The sequence below is a fragment of the Porphyrobacter sp. CACIAM 03H1 genome (genome assembly GCF_002215495.1).
Taxonomy (GTDB): Bacteria; Pseudomonadota; Alphaproteobacteria; order Sphingomonadales; family Sphingomonadaceae; genus Erythrobacter.
This window is the reverse complement of sequence record NZ_CP021378.1, coordinates 1,508,227-1,525,048: the sequence shown is the minus strand read 5'-3', so window position 1 is coordinate 1,525,048 and position 16,822 is coordinate 1,508,227. Positions and strand designations below refer to the sequence as shown.

At 69.2% G+C, this 16,822-nt stretch carries 17 protein-coding genes; 8 read left to right on the top strand and 9 right to left on the bottom strand.

The genetic code is table 11. The features are described from left to right. Positions 1-7 precede the first annotated feature (7 nt). Genes CBR61_RS07190 through CBR61_RS17220 form a run of 3 tightly spaced genes read right to left on the bottom strand, consistent with a single transcriptional unit; the run spans position 8 to position 1,633 of the window. On the bottom strand, positions 8-373 hold the full coding sequence (locus CBR61_RS07190) for a PH domain-containing protein (RefSeq protein WP_088913749.1): 366 nt from the start codon (positions 371-373) through the stop codon (positions 8-10). Positions 374-377: 4 nt separating this feature from the next. Then, complete coding sequence (locus CBR61_RS07185; RefSeq protein WP_088913748.1) at positions 378-1,499, bottom strand: NAD(P) transhydrogenase subunit alpha; 1,122 nt, start codon at positions 1,497-1,499, stop codon at positions 378-380. An 11-nt stretch (positions 1,500-1,510) separates the two neighbouring features. Then, a complete protein-coding gene (locus tag CBR61_RS17220) occupies positions 1,511-1,633 on the bottom strand; it encodes a hypothetical protein (protein WP_267890709.1) in 123 nt (40 codons plus the stop codon). A 297-nt stretch (positions 1,634-1,930) separates the two neighbouring features. On the opposite strand from CBR61_RS17220, the gene CBR61_RS07180 reads away from it, so the two are divergent. Together CBR61_RS07180 and CBR61_RS07175 are read left to right on the top strand one after the other, a co-directional pair. After that, on the top strand, positions 1,931-3,367 hold the full coding sequence (locus CBR61_RS07180) for a sigma-54-dependent transcriptional regulator (protein ID WP_088913747.1): 1,437 nt from the start codon (positions 1,931-1,933) through the stop codon (positions 3,365-3,367). Between the two features lie 31 nt (positions 3,368-3,398). Next, positions 3,399-4,157: an SDR family NAD(P)-dependent oxidoreductase gene (locus CBR61_RS07175; RefSeq protein WP_088913746.1), complete on the top strand. Its 759-nt coding sequence runs from the start codon at positions 3,399-3,401 to the stop codon at positions 4,155-4,157. 4 nt (positions 4,158-4,161) lie between these two features. Here the strand turns inward: CBR61_RS07175 and CBR61_RS07170 are convergent, their stop codons facing one another. From CBR61_RS07170 to CBR61_RS07150, 5 genes are all read right to left on the bottom strand, one after another. Further along, complete coding sequence (locus CBR61_RS07170; protein ID WP_088913745.1) at positions 4,162-5,310, bottom strand: alkaline phosphatase D family protein; 1,149 nt, start codon at positions 5,308-5,310, stop codon at positions 4,162-4,164. Between the two features lie 313 nt (positions 5,311-5,623). After that, positions 5,624-6,736 carry a dihydropteroate synthase gene (gene folP, locus CBR61_RS07165; protein ID WP_088913744.1) on the bottom strand — a complete coding sequence of 371 codons (1,113 nt, stop codon included), beginning with the start codon at positions 6,734-6,736 and terminating at the stop codon, positions 5,624-5,626. A gap of 9 nt (positions 6,737-6,745) precedes the next feature. Next, a complete protein-coding gene (locus CBR61_RS07160) occupies positions 6,746-7,909 on the bottom strand; it encodes a site-specific DNA-methyltransferase (RefSeq protein WP_172835931.1) in 1,164 nt (387 codons plus the stop codon). A gap of 189 nt (positions 7,910-8,098) precedes the next feature. Next, positions 8,099-8,818, bottom strand: coding sequence for a hypothetical protein (locus CBR61_RS07155; RefSeq protein ID WP_088913743.1), 720 nt, complete (start codon positions 8,816-8,818; stop codon positions 8,099-8,101). Between the two features lie 62 nt (positions 8,819-8,880). Next, positions 8,881-9,504: a ribonuclease HII gene (locus CBR61_RS07150; protein ID WP_088913742.1), complete on the bottom strand. Its 624-nt coding sequence runs from the start codon at positions 9,502-9,504 to the stop codon at positions 8,881-8,883. Between CBR61_RS07150 and CBR61_RS07145 the strand changes: the two genes are divergently transcribed. The 6 genes from CBR61_RS07145 (at position 9,503) to CBR61_RS07120 (ending at position 14,421) form a co-directional block, all read left to right on the top strand. Next, positions 9,503-10,699 carry a PQQ-dependent sugar dehydrogenase gene (locus tag CBR61_RS07145; protein ID WP_088913741.1) on the top strand — a complete coding sequence of 399 codons (1,197 nt, stop codon included), beginning with the start codon at positions 9,503-9,505 and terminating at the stop codon, positions 10,697-10,699. The two genes, CBR61_RS07150 and CBR61_RS07145, sit on opposite strands and share 2 nt — an antisense overlap. Then, positions 10,699-11,244, top strand: a complete 546-nt coding sequence (locus CBR61_RS07140) for a GNAT family N-acetyltransferase (protein ID WP_088913740.1) — start codon at positions 10,699-10,701, stop codon at positions 11,242-11,244. Before CBR61_RS07145 ends, CBR61_RS07140 begins: the two co-directional genes overlap by 1 nt. A gap of 53 nt (positions 11,245-11,297) precedes the next feature. Continuing rightward, complete coding sequence (locus tag CBR61_RS07135) at positions 11,298-11,852, top strand: DUF1285 domain-containing protein (RefSeq protein WP_088913739.1); 555 nt, start codon at positions 11,298-11,300, stop codon at positions 11,850-11,852. Then, on the top strand, positions 11,849-12,457 hold the full coding sequence (locus CBR61_RS07130) for a CoA pyrophosphatase (RefSeq protein ID WP_088913738.1): 609 nt from the start codon (positions 11,849-11,851) through the stop codon (positions 12,455-12,457). The genes CBR61_RS07135 and CBR61_RS07130 overlap by 4 nt, the downstream gene beginning before the upstream one ends. After that, positions 12,447-13,631: a CCA tRNA nucleotidyltransferase gene (locus CBR61_RS07125; protein ID WP_088913737.1), complete on the top strand. Its 1,185-nt coding sequence runs from the start codon at positions 12,447-12,449 to the stop codon at positions 13,629-13,631. The genes CBR61_RS07130 and CBR61_RS07125 overlap by 11 nt, the downstream gene beginning before the upstream one ends. 259 nt (positions 13,632-13,890) lie before the next feature. Next, the gene (locus CBR61_RS07120; protein ID WP_088913736.1) at positions 13,891-14,421 is read left to right on the top strand and encodes a hypothetical protein; all 531 of its coding nucleotides are present in this window, start codon (positions 13,891-13,893) and stop codon (positions 14,419-14,421) included. 54 nt (positions 14,422-14,475) lie between these two features. Here CBR61_RS07120 and parC read toward each other — a convergent pair whose 3' ends face one another. After that, positions 14,476-16,785 carry a DNA topoisomerase IV subunit A gene (parC, locus tag CBR61_RS07115; protein ID WP_088913735.1) on the bottom strand — a complete coding sequence of 770 codons (2,310 nt, stop codon included), beginning with the start codon at positions 16,783-16,785 and terminating at the stop codon, positions 14,476-14,478. Positions 16,786-16,822: the final 37 nt, after the last annotated feature.

Genomic DNA, 16,822 nt, shown 5'->3' with positions numbered 1-16,822 from the left:
CGTCCCCTCATTTGCCCGGAGCGAGATATTCGGTGAGCAGCGTCACCAGGCCAGGCACGTCCGCGCCCCGGCTGACGTTGAAGGCAATCGGCGCAGAGCCCGACACGGTCAGCGTCACCTCGGTATCGAGGTCGAAATGTCCGGCGCTTTCGAGCGTGAAGGTGGTGATTGCGCGGTACGGGATGGTCAGGAACCGCTTCTTCGATCCGGTCAGCCCCTGGATGTCGATCATCAGGATGCGGCGATCGGTGAAGATGATCGAATCCCGCACCAGCTTGAACGCCATGCGCACCACTTCGCCCTTGCCGAGCGCATAGGCGAGGTCCTCGGCTGCGTCGGCAGTGTCCCAGACGGTGGCGTTGATCAGCCCCATCGGATCAGCCGAGCAGCCTCTCGTTCACCACCTTGCCGCCCTGCGTCAGGCGGATCGCGTTCCCGATCTCCTCGTCGAGCACGGGTCGCCCGGCCTCCTTGTCCCAGAAGGCGCTGAGAAAGTTGTAGTGGTTGCGCGCGAACAGCGCCGAGGCGTCGGCAGGAAGCTGCGCGGGCGTGTTCGAATAGCCGATGATGGTGACGCCGTGCTTGACCACGACCTGATCGGCGACCGAACCCTCGACGTTCCCGCCCTGCGCCACGGCAAGATCGAAGATCACGCTGCCCGGCTTCATGGTCGCGATCTGCGCGTCGGTGATGAGGCGCGGCGCGGCCCGGCCCGGGATCAGCGCGGTGGTGATGACGATGTCCTGCTTGGCGATGTGCCCGCTCACCAGTTCGGCCTGGGCCTTCTGGTATTCCTCGCTCATCTCGGTCGCATAGCCGCCAGAGCCCTCACCCTCGATCCCGGCGACGTTCTCGACGAAGATCGGCTTGGCGCCCAATGACTGGATCTGCTCCTTGGTGGCCGAGCGCACGTCGGTCGCCGAGACCTGCGCACCGAGGCGCCGCGCCGTCGCGATCGCCTGGAGGCCGGCGACGCCCACGCCCATGATGAAGACGCGCGCCGCCTGCACCGTGCCGGCCGCGGTCATCATCATCGGGAAGGCGCGGCCATATGCGTCCGCCGCCGCCAGCACGGCCTTGTAGCCGGCAAGGTTCGACTGGGAGGACAGCACGTCCATCGACTGCGCACGGGTGATGCGCGGCATGAACTCCATGCTCAGCGCCTCGAAGCCGCCTGCCGCATAGGCGTCGACCACATCGCGCTTGGTGAAGGGCTCGAACAGCGCCGCCACCCATGCGCCCGGCTTTGCTCCCGAAAGCAACGCCACATTGGGCGCCTGGATGCCGAGCACGATATCGGCATCCTTCACCGTTGCCACCGCGTCGCCCAGCGTCGCGCCTGCATCCGCATAGGCCGCATCCTCGACGGAAGCGGTCACGCCCGCCCCCGCTTCCACCGCGACCGTGCAGCCGAGCGCGGCAAACTTCTTCACCGTTTCCGGCGTGGCGGCGACGCGCGTCTCGCCCGAGGCGCGCTCTTTCAGGATGGCGATTTTCACGTTGGCGCGGCTTAGCTGGCGATCGCCGCGACGACGGCGAAGGTGATCAGCGCGATCACCGGAACGGCCCATTTGAGCGTGCCCATGAAGCCGCTGTAGGTGGCCTGGGCCTTTTCCATGTCGTGAACAGTCATTCTGCTTATTCCCCTTGGGCCCCTCAACGCGCGATGGCGCGATTGGTTGCCGAATGGTTGCCGAAAAATCGGACCGGGTGGTCCATGGCGTTCCCGTATCGGAGCAGGACGGCTATCTCAAGTCACCTTTAGTGAGAGTCCGCCCCTTCCTCCGCCCGCCGTCGCGAAGCCCCTGTCCCGCGACGGCACAGCCTTAATCGGGTCTTTACCTCCCTGTCCTATGGATAGCCGGTGATGTCGGTTCGGGCGCCGTGCCCGGACGAACGAGGGAGCCGAGCGGCACAGCTGATGGCAGAGATGGATTGCCTCCCCCACGCGCAGGAAGACGCGCGAATCGTCATGCTGATCGACGACGAGCCCGCCCAGTCGCGGCTCATCACCGCGATCGCTGCGCGCGACGGCTGGCGCACGATCGTCGCCCCCGATGCCGAGACCGCGATCGCGATGCTGGGCACGCGCGAGGGGATGCAGCTCTCTGCGATCCTGCTCGACCAGTGGGTGCCGGGCGACGATGCCTGCGCGCTGATCGCTGAGCTGAAATCCCGCCGCCCTGCGCTTCCCATCCTGATGCTCACCACCAGCGCCTCGCCGCTGCTCGCCGTGGAGGCGATGCGCGCGGGCGCCAGCGACTATCTCGTCAAGCCCGTCTCGCCCGACCGGCTGATGGAGGCGCTGCGCACCGTCACCACCCGCGAGAGCGCGCGCGACGAGCTCGCCCCGCTGACCGAGAAGATGTCGGCCAGCCTCGATTTCGACGCGATGATCGGCACCGCCCCGTCGTTCCGGGCCGCGCTCGCCCAGGCGGCCAAGGCCGCGCGCGGGCATGGCCATGTCCTGATCGAGGGCGAGAGCGGCACCGGCAAGGAAATGCTGATGCGCGCGATGCACGGCGCCTCCCCCCGTGCCAAGGACCCGCTGCGGATCATCAACCTCGCTTCGATCCCGCCCGGGTCGATCGACTCGGTGCTGTTCGGCCACGAGCCCGGCAGCTTCCCCGGCGCCTTCGACCGCCAGATCGGCGCCTTCCAGCATTGCGACGGCGGCACGCTGATCCTCGACGAGATCGACCGCCTCACCCCCGTCCTCCAGCAGCGCCTCGCCGAGGCGCTCGAGACCGGCATCATCCGCCCCGTGGGCGCGAGCTACGGCTTCCGGGTCGAGGTGCGCCTGCTGGTCACCAGCAATGTCGGGATCGACCGGATGGTGGAGGCCGGCCAGTTCGACGCGGCGCTTGCCGCCAAGCTCGGCGCGACCCGCATCGTCCTGCCGCCCCTGCGCGAGCGCACCGGGGACATCCCGGCCCTCACCCGCCACTTCCTCGCCCGGATCGGCGAGCAGCCGGGGCTCAACCACCTCTCGGTCAGCGACAGCGCCCTCGCGCTGCTCGCCGCCTACGACTGGCCGGGCAACGTCCGCCAGCTGCAATCGGTGCTGTTCCGCGCCGCGGTCTATTGCGAGGGCAACTCGCTCACAGCCGACAGCTTCCCGCAGCTGTCCGAGATGCTCGGCGGGCAGGGCAGCCTCGCCAGCGCCAGCAGCCACGAGGGCGTGGGCATCATGCTCTACACCCCCGACGGCAACCTGCGCCCGCTCGAGGAGATCGAGGCCGACGTGATCCGCCTCGCCATCGGGCACTACCGCGGCCGCATGACCGAGGTGGCGCGCAGGCTCGGGATCGGGCGCTCGACGCTCTACCGTAAGCTCTCCGACCTCGGCATCGACAACGCGGCTTGATCGGCAACCCCGCTGGCTATAGCCCGGGGGCATGACGACACTTCAGGACTTCACCGGGCGCTCGGCGCTCGTCACCGGCGCGGCCTCGGGGATCGGGGCCGCTTGTGCAAAGGCGCTGGCGGCGCGGGGCGCGGCGCGGCTGTTCCTCGTCGATGTCGACGGGGCGGGGCTCGACGCGCTCGACCTGCCCGGCGAGGTCCACCGCATCACCGGCAGCGTCGCCGACGAGGCGCTGTGGCAGGCGCTCGAACCCCGCCTCGCCGGCCTCGACCACGCCGTCGTCAACGCCGGCATCGGCGCGGGCGGCCCGATCGCGGGCCTGTCGCTGGCCGAATGGCGCCGGGTGATGGCGGTCAACCTCGACGGGGCCTTCATGACGCTGGCGACCTCCCTGAGGGCGATGGAGGGCAAGGCCGGCAGCGTCGTCGTGGTCGCCTCGACCACCGGTCTCAAGCCCGTCCCCGGCATCGGCCCCTACGGCGTCTCCAAGGCCGCGGTCGCCCACATGGCCCGCATCGCCGCCGCCGAGAACGCCAGAAAAGGCATTCGCGTCAATGCGATAGCGCCCGGCGGCGTCGACACCGCGATCTGGGAGAGCGGCGAGGACTTCAAGGCCTCGGTCGCCGCCATCGGCCGCGAGGCGACCCTCAAGGCGATGGCCAAGACCACCCCGCTGGGCCGCTTCGCCACCTCCGAGGAGATGGCGGACTCGATCCTCTACCTCCTCGGCGATGCCGCCGCCAACATCACCGGCCACGTGCTGGTGTCGGACGGCGGCTTCACGCTCTGACGGGTCACCAGTTGAAAGCCTGGCTCGCCAGCGTCGCGCTTGTGTTGCCCTTGAGCGTCAGCGTCAGCGCCTTCGCCTTCCAGTCGATGTCGACAAGGCCGTAATTCTCGATCGGGAAGAACTTCGTCACGCGCGCCGGATCGGGCTCGCGCGCGGTGCTGCGTTCGATATCGTCCCCGAAGGCGAGGTTGAGCGAGGAGCTGGTCAGCTCCCACAGCGTCTCGCCCTTGTGCTCGGTCTTGTAGATGCCGGCCGCATGGCGATCGCCCGAGAGCAGCACCAGCCCGCTCGCCTCGCGCGCCGCCAGGAGATCGAACAGCCGCGCGCGCTCCGCGGGGAAGTTGGTCCAGCCCTCGAACTGGTGCGCGGTGGTGATGACCTGGGTCGAGGACACCACGATCCTGAGATCGGCGGGCTTGGCCAGCTCCTGTTCGAGCCACTTCCACTGCGCCGCCCCCAGCACGGTCTTGTCCGGGCTGTCGTCGGGCAGGTAGCCGCCGAGCGGCGGGCGGTCCTTGCTCCACGCTACACGCTTGAGGTCCGAACGGAAGAAGCGGGTGTCGAGCAGGATCACCTGCACGCGCCTGCCCTCGGGGCCTGTGATGGTGCTCTCGTAGACCCCGGGCCGCGCCTTCACCGCATCGGACGAGCGCCAGAAGCTCTCGAACAGCGCCTCGCCCCAGCGTCGCATGGGGAAGCTGGCGCCGGCATCGTTGAGGCCGAAATCATGGTCGTCCCATGTCGCCATCATCGGGATCTTCGTGCGGAAGTCGCGGAATTCGGGGTGCGAGGCCTGAAGCAGATAGGATTTGCGCAAGCTCTCCAGCCCGGCGTCGGCATCCCAGCCGTTGTCGCCATAGACATTGTCCCCGATCATCAGGAACAGCTGCGGGTTCTGCGCGGCGATCTGCGCCCACATATGCTGCGGCGCGCTCTGGTGGTTGCAGCTGCCGAAGGCGATGCGGGTTAGCGTCGCGGCCGGGCTCAGCGCGGGCGTGGGCCCCGCATCGGGCATGGCGACCTGCTGGCGCAGGGCGGCGAAATAGGGCTCGAGCAGCTGGTCCGGGGTCACGGCGACCGGCGACGGCGCCGCGCCGATGGCGGGGGCGGCAAGGCCGAGGGCGGTGGCAGCGAGCAACAGCGAGGGGCGCATCGGGAAACTCCTTTAAGCAACAGACATGGCGTGGCCGTGCTGGCGACCTCCGATGACAGGGTTGCGACAGCGAAGTGCGTTCCGCCCCGCCTGCCCTGCCCGCTCGCCGCTGGCCGGGCGAAGTTTACAAAGTTGACAGTGTAAACTTCGATTTCCTACAGGTTTTCCGCTTTCCTTTCATGGGGTTATCCCCCAAAACCGAAATTGACACTGTGCGCGGCGTTTTTCCGGGCGTCCCTGCCAGCGCAGGCGTCCCCGCGTCCGCCCTGCCTAGCGCACCGCCCCGGCGTAGGAAAGGCTCAGGCTGGCCTCGTCAGAGCGGCGGGAGCGCGCTGAAATTGGTGAGCGCCGCATCGCGCAGCCCGCGCCACACGTTGCGCGCCTGCACCGTCTCGGCGACATCGTGGACGCGCAGCAGGTGGACGCCCGCGTCCATGCCTTTCACGGCGAGCGCGATCGATCCCGCCAGCCGCGCGCCCGCCTCCTCCTCGTGCGACAGCGCGCCGATCATGCGCTTGCGGCTAGCGCCCAGCATCAGCGGGCTGCCAAGCGCATGGAACAGCGGCAGGGCATTGATCAGCGCGAGGTTCTCGGCGAGCGACTTGCCGAAACCGATGCCGGGATCGCAGATGATCCGCTCCGCCGCCACCCCGGCGGCGATGGCGCGGGCGCGGGCGGCCTTGAGGAAGTCGAAGACCTCGCTCACCACGTCGACATAGTCGCCGCCCTTGTGCAGGTCCTCGCCGCTTCCGGGCGCGTGCATGAGGACGACCGGACAACCCTCGGTCGCGACCACCTCGATGCTGCGCGGATCGTAGCGCAGGGCCGAGACGTCGTTGGCCATGTGCGCCCCCGCCCCGAGCCCCGCCGCCAGCACGCCCGCCCGGCGGGTGTCGAGGCTGATCGCGGCGCCCATCGCGGCGCAATAGGCGACCGCGGGGAGGATGCGGCCGATCTCCTCGTCCTCGAAGGTCGCCGAGGCGCCCGGGCGGGTGCTCTCCCCGCCGATGTCGATGATCGCCGCACCGGCCTCGAGCATGGCGGCGGCATGGGCGCGGCCGGCCTCGGCCTCGTCGTGCCGGCCGCCATCGGAAAAGCTGTCGGGGGTGACGTTGAGGATCCCCATCACCTGCGGCTGGTCGAGCCGGACGGTGCGTGCGCCCAGTTCCAGCGGCGGGTGGACCCGGGCGAGGTTCGCCCATTGCTCCGTGGCATCCTGCGCGAGGCCGCCCGGAAGGCGCGCGATCGCCGCCTCGATCACCTCGCGGGTGCCCACGGTCCGCTCGGCCACCTGCCCGCCCTCGCGCACCACCATCGCGAACTCGCGGGCATAGGCCATGCTGCCCCCGAGCCGCACCGCCCCGCCCTCGACCGCCTGGGGGCCGGAAACGAGGGTGAGCGGGTGGATGTAGACCGCGGCGGCCATGGCCCGCGATCAGTCCTCGGCGGCGAGCAGGTAGAGCTGGCGCGCGGCGTCGATCGGCTGAACCTCTGTACCCGCCTCGTAGTGCCAGAAGGCCCAGCCGTTGCAGGACGGCGCACCCTGAAGCTCCTTGCCGAGGCCGTGGATCGATCCGGTCTTGCCCTGGCACTCCAGCGAGCCGTCGGTCCGCACCGTGGCGATCCAGCGGCGCTTCTTGTCGAACACCTGCGAGCCGGGCGGGATCAGCCCCGCCTCGACCACCGCCCCGAAGGCCACCTTGGGCGCGGTGCGGGGGCTCTGCATGGTCGTAAGCGCACTTTCATCGAGCGGCAGTTCGCGGGCGATGCGCTTGGTCGCGACCTCGCGGTAGACATCCTCGCGCTCGCACCCGATCCACTCGCGCCCCAACCGCTTGGCGACCGCGCCCGTGGTGCCGGTGCCGAAGAAGGGATCGAGCACGACATCGCCCTTCTCGGTCGTCGCCAGCAGCACGCGGTAGAGCAGCGCCTCGGGCTTCTGGGTGGGATGCGCCTTCTTCCCGTTTTCCTTGAGCCGCTCCGCGCCGCCGCAGATCGGCAGCACCCAGTCGCTGCGCATCTGGAGTTCGTCGTTGAGCGTCTTCATCGCGCGGTAATTGAAGTGGTAGCGCGCCTTCTCGCCCATGCTCGCCCAGATCAGGGTTTCATGGGCGTTGGTGAAGCGGGTGCCCTTGAAGTTGGGCATGGGGTTGGTCTTGCGCCAGACGATGTCGTTGAGGATCCAGAAGCCGAGGTCCTGAAGGATCGTGCCGACGCGGAAGATGTTGTGATAGGAGCCGATCACCCACAGCGCCCCGTCGGGCTTCAGCACGCGGCGCGCCTCGGTCAGCCATTCGCGGGTGAACTTGTCATAGGCCGCCATGCTGTCGAACCGGTCCCAGTGGTCGGTCACGGCATCGACATGGCTGCCGTCCGGGCGGTTGAGGTCGCCGCCGAGTTGCAGATTGTAAGGCGGATCGGCGAAGACGAGATCGACGCTCGCCGTGGGCAGAGAGCGCATCGCGGCGATGCAGTCACCGGGCAGGATGCGGCCCAGCGGCAGATCGGGTGAACGCGCAATTTCCTGCGTCTTTTGAACGCTTTTCGCCCGCAACTTCACCTTGTCTATCACGCCCGCCACGTGGCCCTCGCCTCTCATGCATGGAACTTATCCACAGGCATGAGTCTTTGAAGAGTCCGCGTCAAGCCTCTAATTTTTCGCACCCTTTGCGGCCCGCAACGCCAGCGGCGCGGAACGAAACGAGTCCGGCACAAGATGTAGAGTCCCCGGCCACCCGGCGGACTCGATATGCGGGGGTGTGGCGCAAAGGACTCAAGCGCCGGGGCTTCAGTCCCCGAAGGGCCAGCCGAGCGTTTTGGCGAACAGCTTCTTGTGCCGCGCATAGGCTTCCTCGCCAACGCACATCTGGCCGACATAGTGCGCCATCGCCATGATCTTGGGGATCATCGCCACCCGCGCCGCATCCCATGCCGCGACCGCATCCCAGCTGAGGCTGGCGGCGGCCTTGGCCTTCGCCATCTCGGCATCCATCTCCCCGCGCAGCTCGCCGAGCAGACGCTCGAGCTGGGGGACGAAATCGGGCGGATAGCCGCCCGGATGCTCGGGCAGGTCGAGCACGAAGCTCGACCGCTGGTCGGCGGCGAGCAGCAGGGTGTTCCACGGCTGCTGCGGCCACAGTCCGCAGGTCACCGCCAGCATGTGGCCATAGGGGCCGTTCCAGAGCGCCCACGGCAGCATGGCATAGGCGCACACCGTCGTGCCCGCGGGAAGCTGGGAATTGACCCGCTCGAGGAACTGGCGCTGCAGGTCGATCTGCTCCTGCTGGAGCGCGTCGGCGCGTTCCTGGGTCATGCGGTGGTTGGCGGGCGAATCCGGGTGCATCCCCATGTCGCGCAGGGTGTCGCCCGCGGGCCCGTCCCACACTTCCTCGGGCAGGATGCGCTTGGCGGGCGCGTCGTTTGCAACCTCATGGGGCGCGACGCGCAGAGGGGGGCGTTGGCCGGCGCCGGTCTGCTTGCGGCCGAAGATGGGACGATGGATGGTCATGACGCATTACCCTTTCGCGCCATGCTTAAAACAAAAAGCTGAAATCTTTATTGATTGCCCGTTCAGATCAGCTGGAGCTGCGCGACCGGCGCGAAGCTGCGGCGGTGGAGCGGGCTCGGACCGTGGCGGCGCAGCGCCTCGAGGTGTTCCGCCGTGCCGTAACCCTTGTTGCGCTCCCAGCCATAATGGGGATGGGCGGCGGCCGCTTCGCACATCAGGCGGTCGCGCCATTCCTTGGCGATGATCGAGGCGGCGGAGATGCACGGCTCCAGCCCGTCCCCGCCGACGATAGCGCGCGCCGGCCAGCGCCAGTCGCCGCAGCGCCCGTGCGGGGTGAGGTTGCCGTCGATCAGCACCTCGCGCGTCTCGCAGCCGAGCGCCGCGGTGAGGCCCGCCACCGCGCGGGTCATCGCCAGCATCGTCGCCATGAAGATGTTGACCCGGTCGATCTCCTCCGGCTCGACCACCGCGACGGCCCAGCCGCAGCCCTGCCGGATCTCCGTGTCCAACCGCGCGCGGCGGTTCGCCGAAAGGCGCTTGGAATCGTCGAGCCCTGCCGGTATCGCCGCACCCAGAACCACGGCCGCAGCCACCACCGGCCCGGCGAGCGGCCCGCGGCCGGCCTCGTCGACGCCGATCACGACCGGCTCGTCCCTGATCGCCAAAACCGGAGTGACCCCTATCATGATCCGTTCCGCCCGATTGCTCGCCGCCTTCTCTCTCCCGGCGCTGGCGCTGGCAAGCTGCGCCAATGCCGAAACCGGGGAAACAGCCGCAGCCAGGGAAACCGCCCAGGCGGACCCGATCGTCGCGACTACCGGACCCGTCACCCCGTTCCGCGCCACCGGAGCCGGGACCTTCGAGGAACCCTGGGCGATTGCCTTCGCGCCCGGCACCCAGATGCTGTTCGTCACCGAAAAGTCGGGGACGCTCAAGGTGCTCGACGCCGCCAGCGGGAAAACCGGCACCGTCTCCGGCATGCCCGAGGTCGCCTATGGCGGCCAGGGCGGGCTCGGCGATGTCGCCTTCCTGCCGGCCGAGGCGGGCAAGCCGCTGAACGGCCGCACGATCTATCTCAGCTGGGCCGAGGCGGGCGAGGGCGACACCCGCGGCGCGGCGGTCGGCAGGGGCACGCTGGCCTGCACCGCCGTCGATTCCTGCGCCGTGGAGGGCCTGTCGGTCATCTGGCGCCAGACCCCCAAGGTCACGGGCCGCGGCCACTATTCGCACCGCATCACTTTCTCGCCCGACGGGAAGTATCTCTTCATCGCCAGCGGCGAGCGGCAGAAGATGCAGCCCTCGCAGGAAACCGGCAACACGCTCGGCAAGATCGTGCGCCTCAACCTCGACGGCACGCCCGCCGCGGGCAACCCGATCGCCGATCAGGGCGGCGTCAATGCCGAGATCTGGTCGTGGGGCCACCGCAACATCCTCGGGATCGACTGGGACGCGCAGGGCCGCCTGTGGGAGGTCGAGCATGGCCCGGCGGGCGGTGACGAATTGAACCTCGTCAAGCCCGGCGCCAATTACGGCTGGCCGGTGCGCTCCAACGGCGAGCATTACAACGGTGACCCGATCCCCGACCATGAACCCTCGGATGGCTTCGCCCAGCCCGCGGCGAGCTGGACCCCGGTGATCGCACCGGGTGACATGCTGATCTACACCGGCGATCTGTTCGCCGAATGGAAGGGCAAGGTGCTGATGCCGGGGCTCGGCAGCCAGGCGCTGGTCGCGGTGACGATCGAGGGCGAGAGCGCGCGCGAGACCGCCCGCTGGGGCTTCGAGAAGCGCCTGCGCAGCATCGCCCAAGGGCCCGATGGGGCGATCTGGATCGCCGAGGACGGCAAGGGCGCCAGGCTGTTCAAGCTGACCCCGCGCTGATGGCCGCTGCCCCCCGCGCGGCCGAGACCGCGACAATCATCCCGCTCGAGGCGGTCGACCCCGCCATGATCGAGGAAGTGCTCGACCGTGCCTTCGGGCCGGACCGCCATGCGCGCACCGCCTACCGCATCCGGGAGGGCATGGACTGGCTGCCCGGCCTCAGCCTCGCCGCGCTCGATGCGGACGAGATGCTGGTGGCGACGATCCAGTCCTGGCCGATCGGGTTGCAGACGAAAAAGGGGCAGGTGCCGCTGGTGATGGTCGGCCCCGTCGCGGTCGTTCCGGAACGGCAGGGCGAAGGCTTCGGCATCGGCCTGATGAGCGCCATGCTCGCCGAGGATGCGCGGCTCGCCGCCACCGGTGGTCGCGCCCTCCCGCAGGTGCTTATCGGCGATGCGGAATATTACGGTCGCTGGGGCTTTTCCGCCGCGATGACGGGCGGCTGGCGCTGCCCGGGTCCCTATGAACAGCACCGCCTGCTCGCCCGCGGCCACGGGCTTGCCGCCATGCCGGCGGAAGGCATGCTGGGGCCGTGGGAGGGCTAGGGGGAGATAACCCCTTCACCTTGCGCGCCCCATCTGTCATCCCTGCCTGCGCCATGCCCTACGAACCGCCCCCGCACCTTGCCGGCCTGTCGCTCTCCGAGATCGCCGCGCTGGTGGCCGACCGCAAGCTCCCGCCGGTCGAGAGCTGGGCGCCGCAGAAAGTGGGCGAGAGCCACATGGTGATCGCTGCCGACGGGACCTGGTTCCATGAGGGCGGGCCGATCCGCCGCGAGGCGATGGTGCGCGCCTTCGCGGGCCTGCTGACCCGCGACGCGGCCGGGCACCACTGGCTCGTCACCCCCTTCGAGAAGCTCGCCATCGAGGTCGAAGACGCCGCCTTCATCGCGGTCGACTGCGTGCGCGCCGAGGGAGCCCTCGCCTTCCGGCTCAACACCGACGACATCGTCATCGCCGGCCCCGACCATGCCCTGCGCGCGGCGGGCACGGCCGATGAACCCGCGCTCTATCTCCACGTGCGGCGCGGGTGCGAGGCGCGGCTCAACCGTTCGACCTGGGCGCAGCTGGCCGAGATCGCGCTGGCCGAGGGGGCGGAGGAAAACGGCTGGCTGGTCGAGAGCCAGGGCGAGGCCTTCCGCCTGCTGCCATGAGCATCCTTGCCCCCCTCTCGCGCGCCTTCGCCGAGGGCCATGCGCGCGACATCCCCAATCTGCTGAGCGATGCGCAATTCGCCCGCGATGGCCGCGCGACGCCGGCCGCGGTGCTGATCGCGATCACCGATGTCGCGGACGATCCGCAGGTGATCCTCACCCAACGCCCCCGCGCGATGCGCGACCACCCGGGGCAGGTCGCCTTCCCCGGCGGCAAGATCGATCCGGGCGAGGACGCCGTCACCGCCGCCCTGCGCGAGGCCGAGGAGGAGCTCGCCCTCCCCCGCAGCGCGGTGCAGGTGATCGGCACCAGCGACGTCTATCACACCGGCACCGGCTTCGTGGTGACGCCGGTGGTGGGCGTGGTGCCGCACGGCCTGCCGCTGGTGCCCAACCCGACCGAGGTCGAGGCATGGTTCGAGGCGCCGCTCGCCCTGCTGCTCGATCCCGCCAGCTGGACCACCAACGAGACGTACTGGCGGGGGGCGACGCGGCGCTATCTCGAGCTCGAATGGCAGGGCTTCCGCATCTGGGGCGTGACGGCAGCGATCATCGCCAACCTGTCGCGGCGGATCACGCTGGAGGCGCTGCGCGATGCTGCATGATCTTGCCGCGGCCGACTGGACCCGCCGCGAAGGCCTCGCCGCGCTGACGGCGGCGCTCGGGGCGGAGAACATTCGCTGGGTCGGCGGGGCGGTGCGCGACGGCCTGCTGGGCGTGCCGGTCGCCGACGTCGACTGCGCCACCAAGCTGATGCCCGCCGAGGTCATCGCCGCCTGCGGGCGCGCCGGCATACGCACCGTGCCGACCGGGATCGAGCACGGCACCGTCACCGCGATCCTGAAGGACGGACCGGTCGAGGTCACCACCCTTCGCCGCGATGTCGCCACCGACGGGCGGCGCGCGACCATCGCCTTCGCCTCCGACTGGCCCGAGGACGCCGCAAGGCGCGATTTCACGATCAACGCGCTCTATGCCCATCCCGAGACGCTCGAGATCGACGACTGGTTCGGCGGGCGCGAGGATCTTGCCGCCGGGCGGGTGCGCTTCATCGGCGAGGCGGCGGCGCGGATCGCCGAGGATCACCTCAGAATCCTGCGCTACTACCGCTTCCAGACCCGCTTTGGCGCCGATCTCGATCAGGAGGCCGAGGATGCCTGCGCCGCGCTGGCGCACACGCTGAAGGGCCTCAGCCGCGAGCGCATCGCTACCGAGCTGCTGGCGCTGCTCGCCCTGCCCGATCCCCATCCGACGCTCGAACGGATGCGAGCGCGCGGGGTGCTCGGCGTAATCCTGCCCGAGGCCTGCGCCCCGCAGCTCGCCGCCCTCGCCCGCCTGATCGCCGCCGAGCGGGAACAGGGCTTCGCGCCCGATCCGGTGCGGCGCCTCGCCGCCCTGCTGCCGCCCTCGCCCGACGTCGCCGAGACCGTCGCCGCCCGCCTGCGGCTTTCCAAGGCGCAGCGCACCCGCCTTGTCGCCGCCGCCGAGCGCGCGCCTGGCGATGGTGCCGCGCCGCTGGCGCTCGCCTATCGCCTGACCCCGCCCGTCGCGACCGACCGCCTGCTTCTGGCGGGCGCGGATGCGCGCCCAGTGGCGGGATGGAGCGTTCCCGTCTTCCCGCTCAAGGGCGGCGCGATCGTTGCGCGGGGTGTGAGCGCGGGCCCGTCCGTCGCGCGTATCCTTCAGGCCGTCGAGGCGCGCTGGGTCGCCGAGGGTTTCCCCGATTCGGCGCGGATCGAGGCGCTGCTCGCCGAGGAACTGGACAAGGCCCGCGCCTGAACCCCGGCCCCGGGGCGAACGGGGCCAAAACCGCGACAAATGCGCCCCGCTCCGGTTGCCGCGCGTGTCTTACGCAGGTTAGCATCAGGTCTGCGGGCCAGACCGGGACGCAGCCCCAAGAAGGCGCACCGGTCACTCTCCCCGGCCTTTTCGGCCCCTCGCCGCGGTGTCCTTCCCGAACCGCTCGCGCCCGCGATCCCCTGCCGGTCGTGCCGTTCCTTCGGCACGGCTACCGGCCACAAGAGTACGGAGTTGAAAGATGAAAACCCTCAAGCTGGCGCTGCTTGCCGGCGCTCTTGCCGTCACCCCCGCGGCGGCCATGGCGCAGGAGGTCGGCGCGACGATCTACGGCAACGACGGCAACCCGGTGGGCACCGTTTCCGAAATCGACGATCAGGTGGTGGTGATCGATACCGGCAAGCACAAGGCGGCAGTGCCGGTGAGCATGCTCTACGACGCCGATGCCGGCAAGAGCGTCAACGCCACCCGCGACCAAGTCGACACGATGATGGATCAGCGCGTCGCCGAGGCCAACGCCAAGCGTGATGCGGCGCTCGTCGTGGGCGCCAGCGTCGTCTCCGCCGGCGGCCGCGATGTCGGCAAGCTGACCGAGGTCGACCTTGCCGCCGACCGCATCCTGCTCGAGAGCCCGCAGGGCATGCTCCAGATGCGCAAGGAACATTTCGCGGTGAACCCGCAGGGCCAGCTCGCAGTGCTCTACAGCCGCGATCAGATCGCCAGCGCGGCCACTGGCGGCGGCGCGGCGAAGACCACCGGCGGCGCCTCCTGAACCTTCGTCAGGGTCGCAGAAGTGCTGCGGGAGCATGGCGCTCCCGCAGTTCCTTCAGCCAAACTTGCCGGACTTGGGGAAGCCCTGCGGCGGCATCCGACCGGCCGCGCCGCGGGCGACCTTCCACATCCTGATCTCCGTCTCGGTGCGGGTGCGCTCGCCCGATCCGCCCATCTGCCAGCTGAGCCCGTCGGCGAGCACGAAGGTCGTCGCGTCCGACAGCCCGCCGTCGCGGTAGCGTTGCAGCTGCACCCCCTGCCCGCGCGACATTACTGGCAGTTCCTCGAGATTGAACACCACCAGCTTGCGGTTCTCGCCAACGACCGCGACGTGATCGTGACCCTCGCCGATCGGGCGGATCACCGCCAGCCGCGCCCCATCCTTGAGATTGACCACCTGCCGGCCCTTGCGGGTCTCGGCCAGCAGCTCGTTCGTCTCGGCGACGAAACCCTTGCCGTGGTTCGAGGCGAGCAGCAGGCGTCCGCCCGGGCGGTGCACCATCATCGCGCTGACGCTGGCCTCGCTCTCGAGGTCGATCATGGTGCGCACCGGCTCGCCGAAGCCGCGCGCGCCCGGGAGCTTGTCGCAGCCCAGGGTGAAGAAGCGCCCGTCGGAGGCGGCCAGCAGCAGCTTGTCGGTGGTCTGCGCGTGGCAGATGAAGGCGAGACCGTCGCCCTCCTTGTACTTGAATTCCTGATCGAGCGGCACGTGCCCGGAGGCGGCGCGGATCCAACCCTTCTGGCTTAGGATCACGGTGACGGGCGCCTTCTCGATCATCGCCTCCATGCTGAACTCGACTGTGGGAGCGGCTTCCGCGATCAGCGTGCGGCGCTTTCCTAGGGCCGTGTCCTCGGCATAGTCCTTGCGCAGGTTGCGAAGGTCGCGCTTCAGCCGGGTGCGCTGCCGCGCCGGGCTTTCGAGCAGCTTCTCGAGCTCGTCCTGCTCAGCCAGCAGTTCGTCCTGCTCCTTCCTGAGCTGCATTTCCTCGAGCTTGCGCAAGCTGCGCAGCCGCATGTTGAGGATCGCTTCGGCCTGGCGGTCGGTGAGGTCGAATTCGGCCATCATCACCGGCTTGGGCTCGTCCTCGGTGCGGATGATCTCGATCACCCGGTCGAGATTGAGGAAGGCGATGATGTAGCCGCGCACCAGTTCCAGCCGGTCGGCGATCTTGGCGAGCCGGTGCTTCGCGCGGCGCTGGAGGATGTCGATCTGCGCGAAGGTCCAGCTTTCGAGCAGTTCCTTCAGCCCCATGACCATCGGGGTCCGCCCCAGCCCGGGCGGCGCGTCGAGCACGTTCATGTTGAGGCTGAAGCGCGTCTCGAGGTCGGTGAGCTTGAACAGGCTCTCCTTGAGCAGCTCGGGATCGACATTGCGGCTCTTGGGGACGATGACGATGCGGATCGCCTCGTCGCTCTCGTCGCGCACGTCCTCGAGGATCGGGAGCTTACGGTCGGCGATGGCCTGCGCGATCTGCTCGATCAGCTTGGACTTCGGCACCTGGTAGGGGATTTCGGAGATCACCAGCTGCCACTGGCCGCCGCCGAGCCGCTCGATCCCGGCCTCGATGTCGGCAGGATCCTTCGCCTCGGGCGCAAGGAACCGACCGCGCAGGCGGAAGGCGCCGCGGCCGGTGCGATAGGCCTCGCTGATGACCGCGGGGCTGTCGATCACGTGGCCGCCGGTGGCGAAATCGGGGCCGTGGAACAGCTCCATCAGCCGTTCATGCGTGACAGAGGGGTTGTCGATCAGCTCCAGCGTCGCATCGATGATCTCGGCGACGTTGTGGCTCGGGATGCTGGTCGCCATCCCCACCGCAATCCCGCTCGCGCCGTTCGCCAGCAGATTGGGGAACAGGCCGGGGAAGATCTCGGGCTCGATCTCCTCGCCGTTGTAGGTGGGAAGGAAATCGACCGTGCCCTCGTCGAGCCCTGCCATCAGTTCCAATGCGGTCTTGGTCAGGCGCGCTTCGGTGTAGCGGTAGGCGGCGGCGTTGTCCCCGTCGACATTGCCGAAGTTCCCCTGCCCCTCGACCAGCGGATACCTGAGGGCAAAGTCCTGCGCGAGGCGCACCATCGCGTCGTAGACCGAGGCATCGCCATGCGGGTGATACTTCCCGATCACGTCACCGACGACGCGGGCGGACTTCTTGAAGGCGCTGGAAGGATCGAGCTTCAGCTGCCGCATCGCCCACAGCAGGCGGCGGTGAACCGGCTTCAGCCCGTCCCGCAGATCCGGCAGCGAGCGCGCGGTGATCGTCGAGAGGGCATAGACGAGGTAACGCTCCGACAGCGCGGCATCGAAGGGCGCATCGACAATCGCGTCGAAACCATCGTCGGGCGTGTCGGTGATGGTGGGATCGGACATGGCCCTCGTCTAGCAACCCGCACCGCTGCGAGGGAGA

Excerpts from the sequence above, each read along its gene's own strand:
- CBR61_RS07190 (WP_088913749.1), bottom strand. The coding sequence starts at position 373 with ATGGGGCTGATCAACGCCACCGTCTGGGACACTGCCGACGCAGCCGAG.
- CBR61_RS17220 (WP_267890709.1), bottom strand. The coding sequence starts at position 1,633 with ATGACTGTTCACGACATGGAAAAGGCCCAGGCCACCTACAGCGGCTTC.
- CBR61_RS07180 (WP_088913747.1), top strand. The coding sequence starts at position 1,931 with ATGGATTGCCTCCCCCACGCGCAGGAAGACGCGCGAATCGTCATGCTG.
- CBR61_RS07175 (WP_088913746.1), top strand. The coding sequence starts at position 3,399 with ATGACGACACTTCAGGACTTCACCGGGCGCTCGGCGCTCGTCACCGGC.
- CBR61_RS07170 (WP_088913745.1), bottom strand. The coding sequence starts at position 5,310 with ATGCGCCCCTCGCTGTTGCTCGCTGCCACCGCCCTCGGCCTTGCCGCC.
- folP (WP_088913744.1), bottom strand. The coding sequence starts at position 6,736 with ATGGCCGCCGCGGTCTACATCCACCCGCTCACCCTCGTTTCCGGCCCC.
- CBR61_RS07160 (WP_172835931.1), bottom strand. The coding sequence starts at position 7,909 with ATGAGAGGCGAGGGCCACGTGGCGGGCGTGATAGACAAGGTGAAGTTG.
- CBR61_RS07155 (WP_088913743.1), bottom strand. The coding sequence starts at position 8,818 with ATGACCATCCATCGTCCCATCTTCGGCCGCAAGCAGACCGGCGCCGGC.
- CBR61_RS07145 (WP_088913741.1), top strand. The coding sequence starts at position 9,503 with ATGATCCGTTCCGCCCGATTGCTCGCCGCCTTCTCTCTCCCGGCGCTG.
- CBR61_RS07150 (WP_088913742.1), bottom strand. The coding sequence starts at position 9,504 with ATGATAGGGGTCACTCCGGTTTTGGCGATCAGGGACGAGCCGGTCGTG.
- CBR61_RS07140 (WP_088913740.1), top strand. The coding sequence starts at position 10,699 with ATGGCCGCTGCCCCCCGCGCGGCCGAGACCGCGACAATCATCCCGCTC.
- CBR61_RS07135 (WP_088913739.1), top strand. The coding sequence starts at position 11,298 with ATGCCCTACGAACCGCCCCCGCACCTTGCCGGCCTGTCGCTCTCCGAG.
- CBR61_RS07130 (WP_088913738.1), top strand. The coding sequence starts at position 11,849 with ATGAGCATCCTTGCCCCCCTCTCGCGCGCCTTCGCCGAGGGCCATGCG.
- CBR61_RS07125 (WP_088913737.1), top strand. The coding sequence starts at position 12,447 with ATGCTGCATGATCTTGCCGCGGCCGACTGGACCCGCCGCGAAGGCCTC.
- CBR61_RS07120 (WP_088913736.1), top strand. The coding sequence starts at position 13,891 with ATGAAAACCCTCAAGCTGGCGCTGCTTGCCGGCGCTCTTGCCGTCACC.
- parC (WP_088913735.1), bottom strand. The coding sequence starts at position 16,785 with ATGTCCGATCCCACCATCACCGACACGCCCGACGATGGTTTCGACGCG.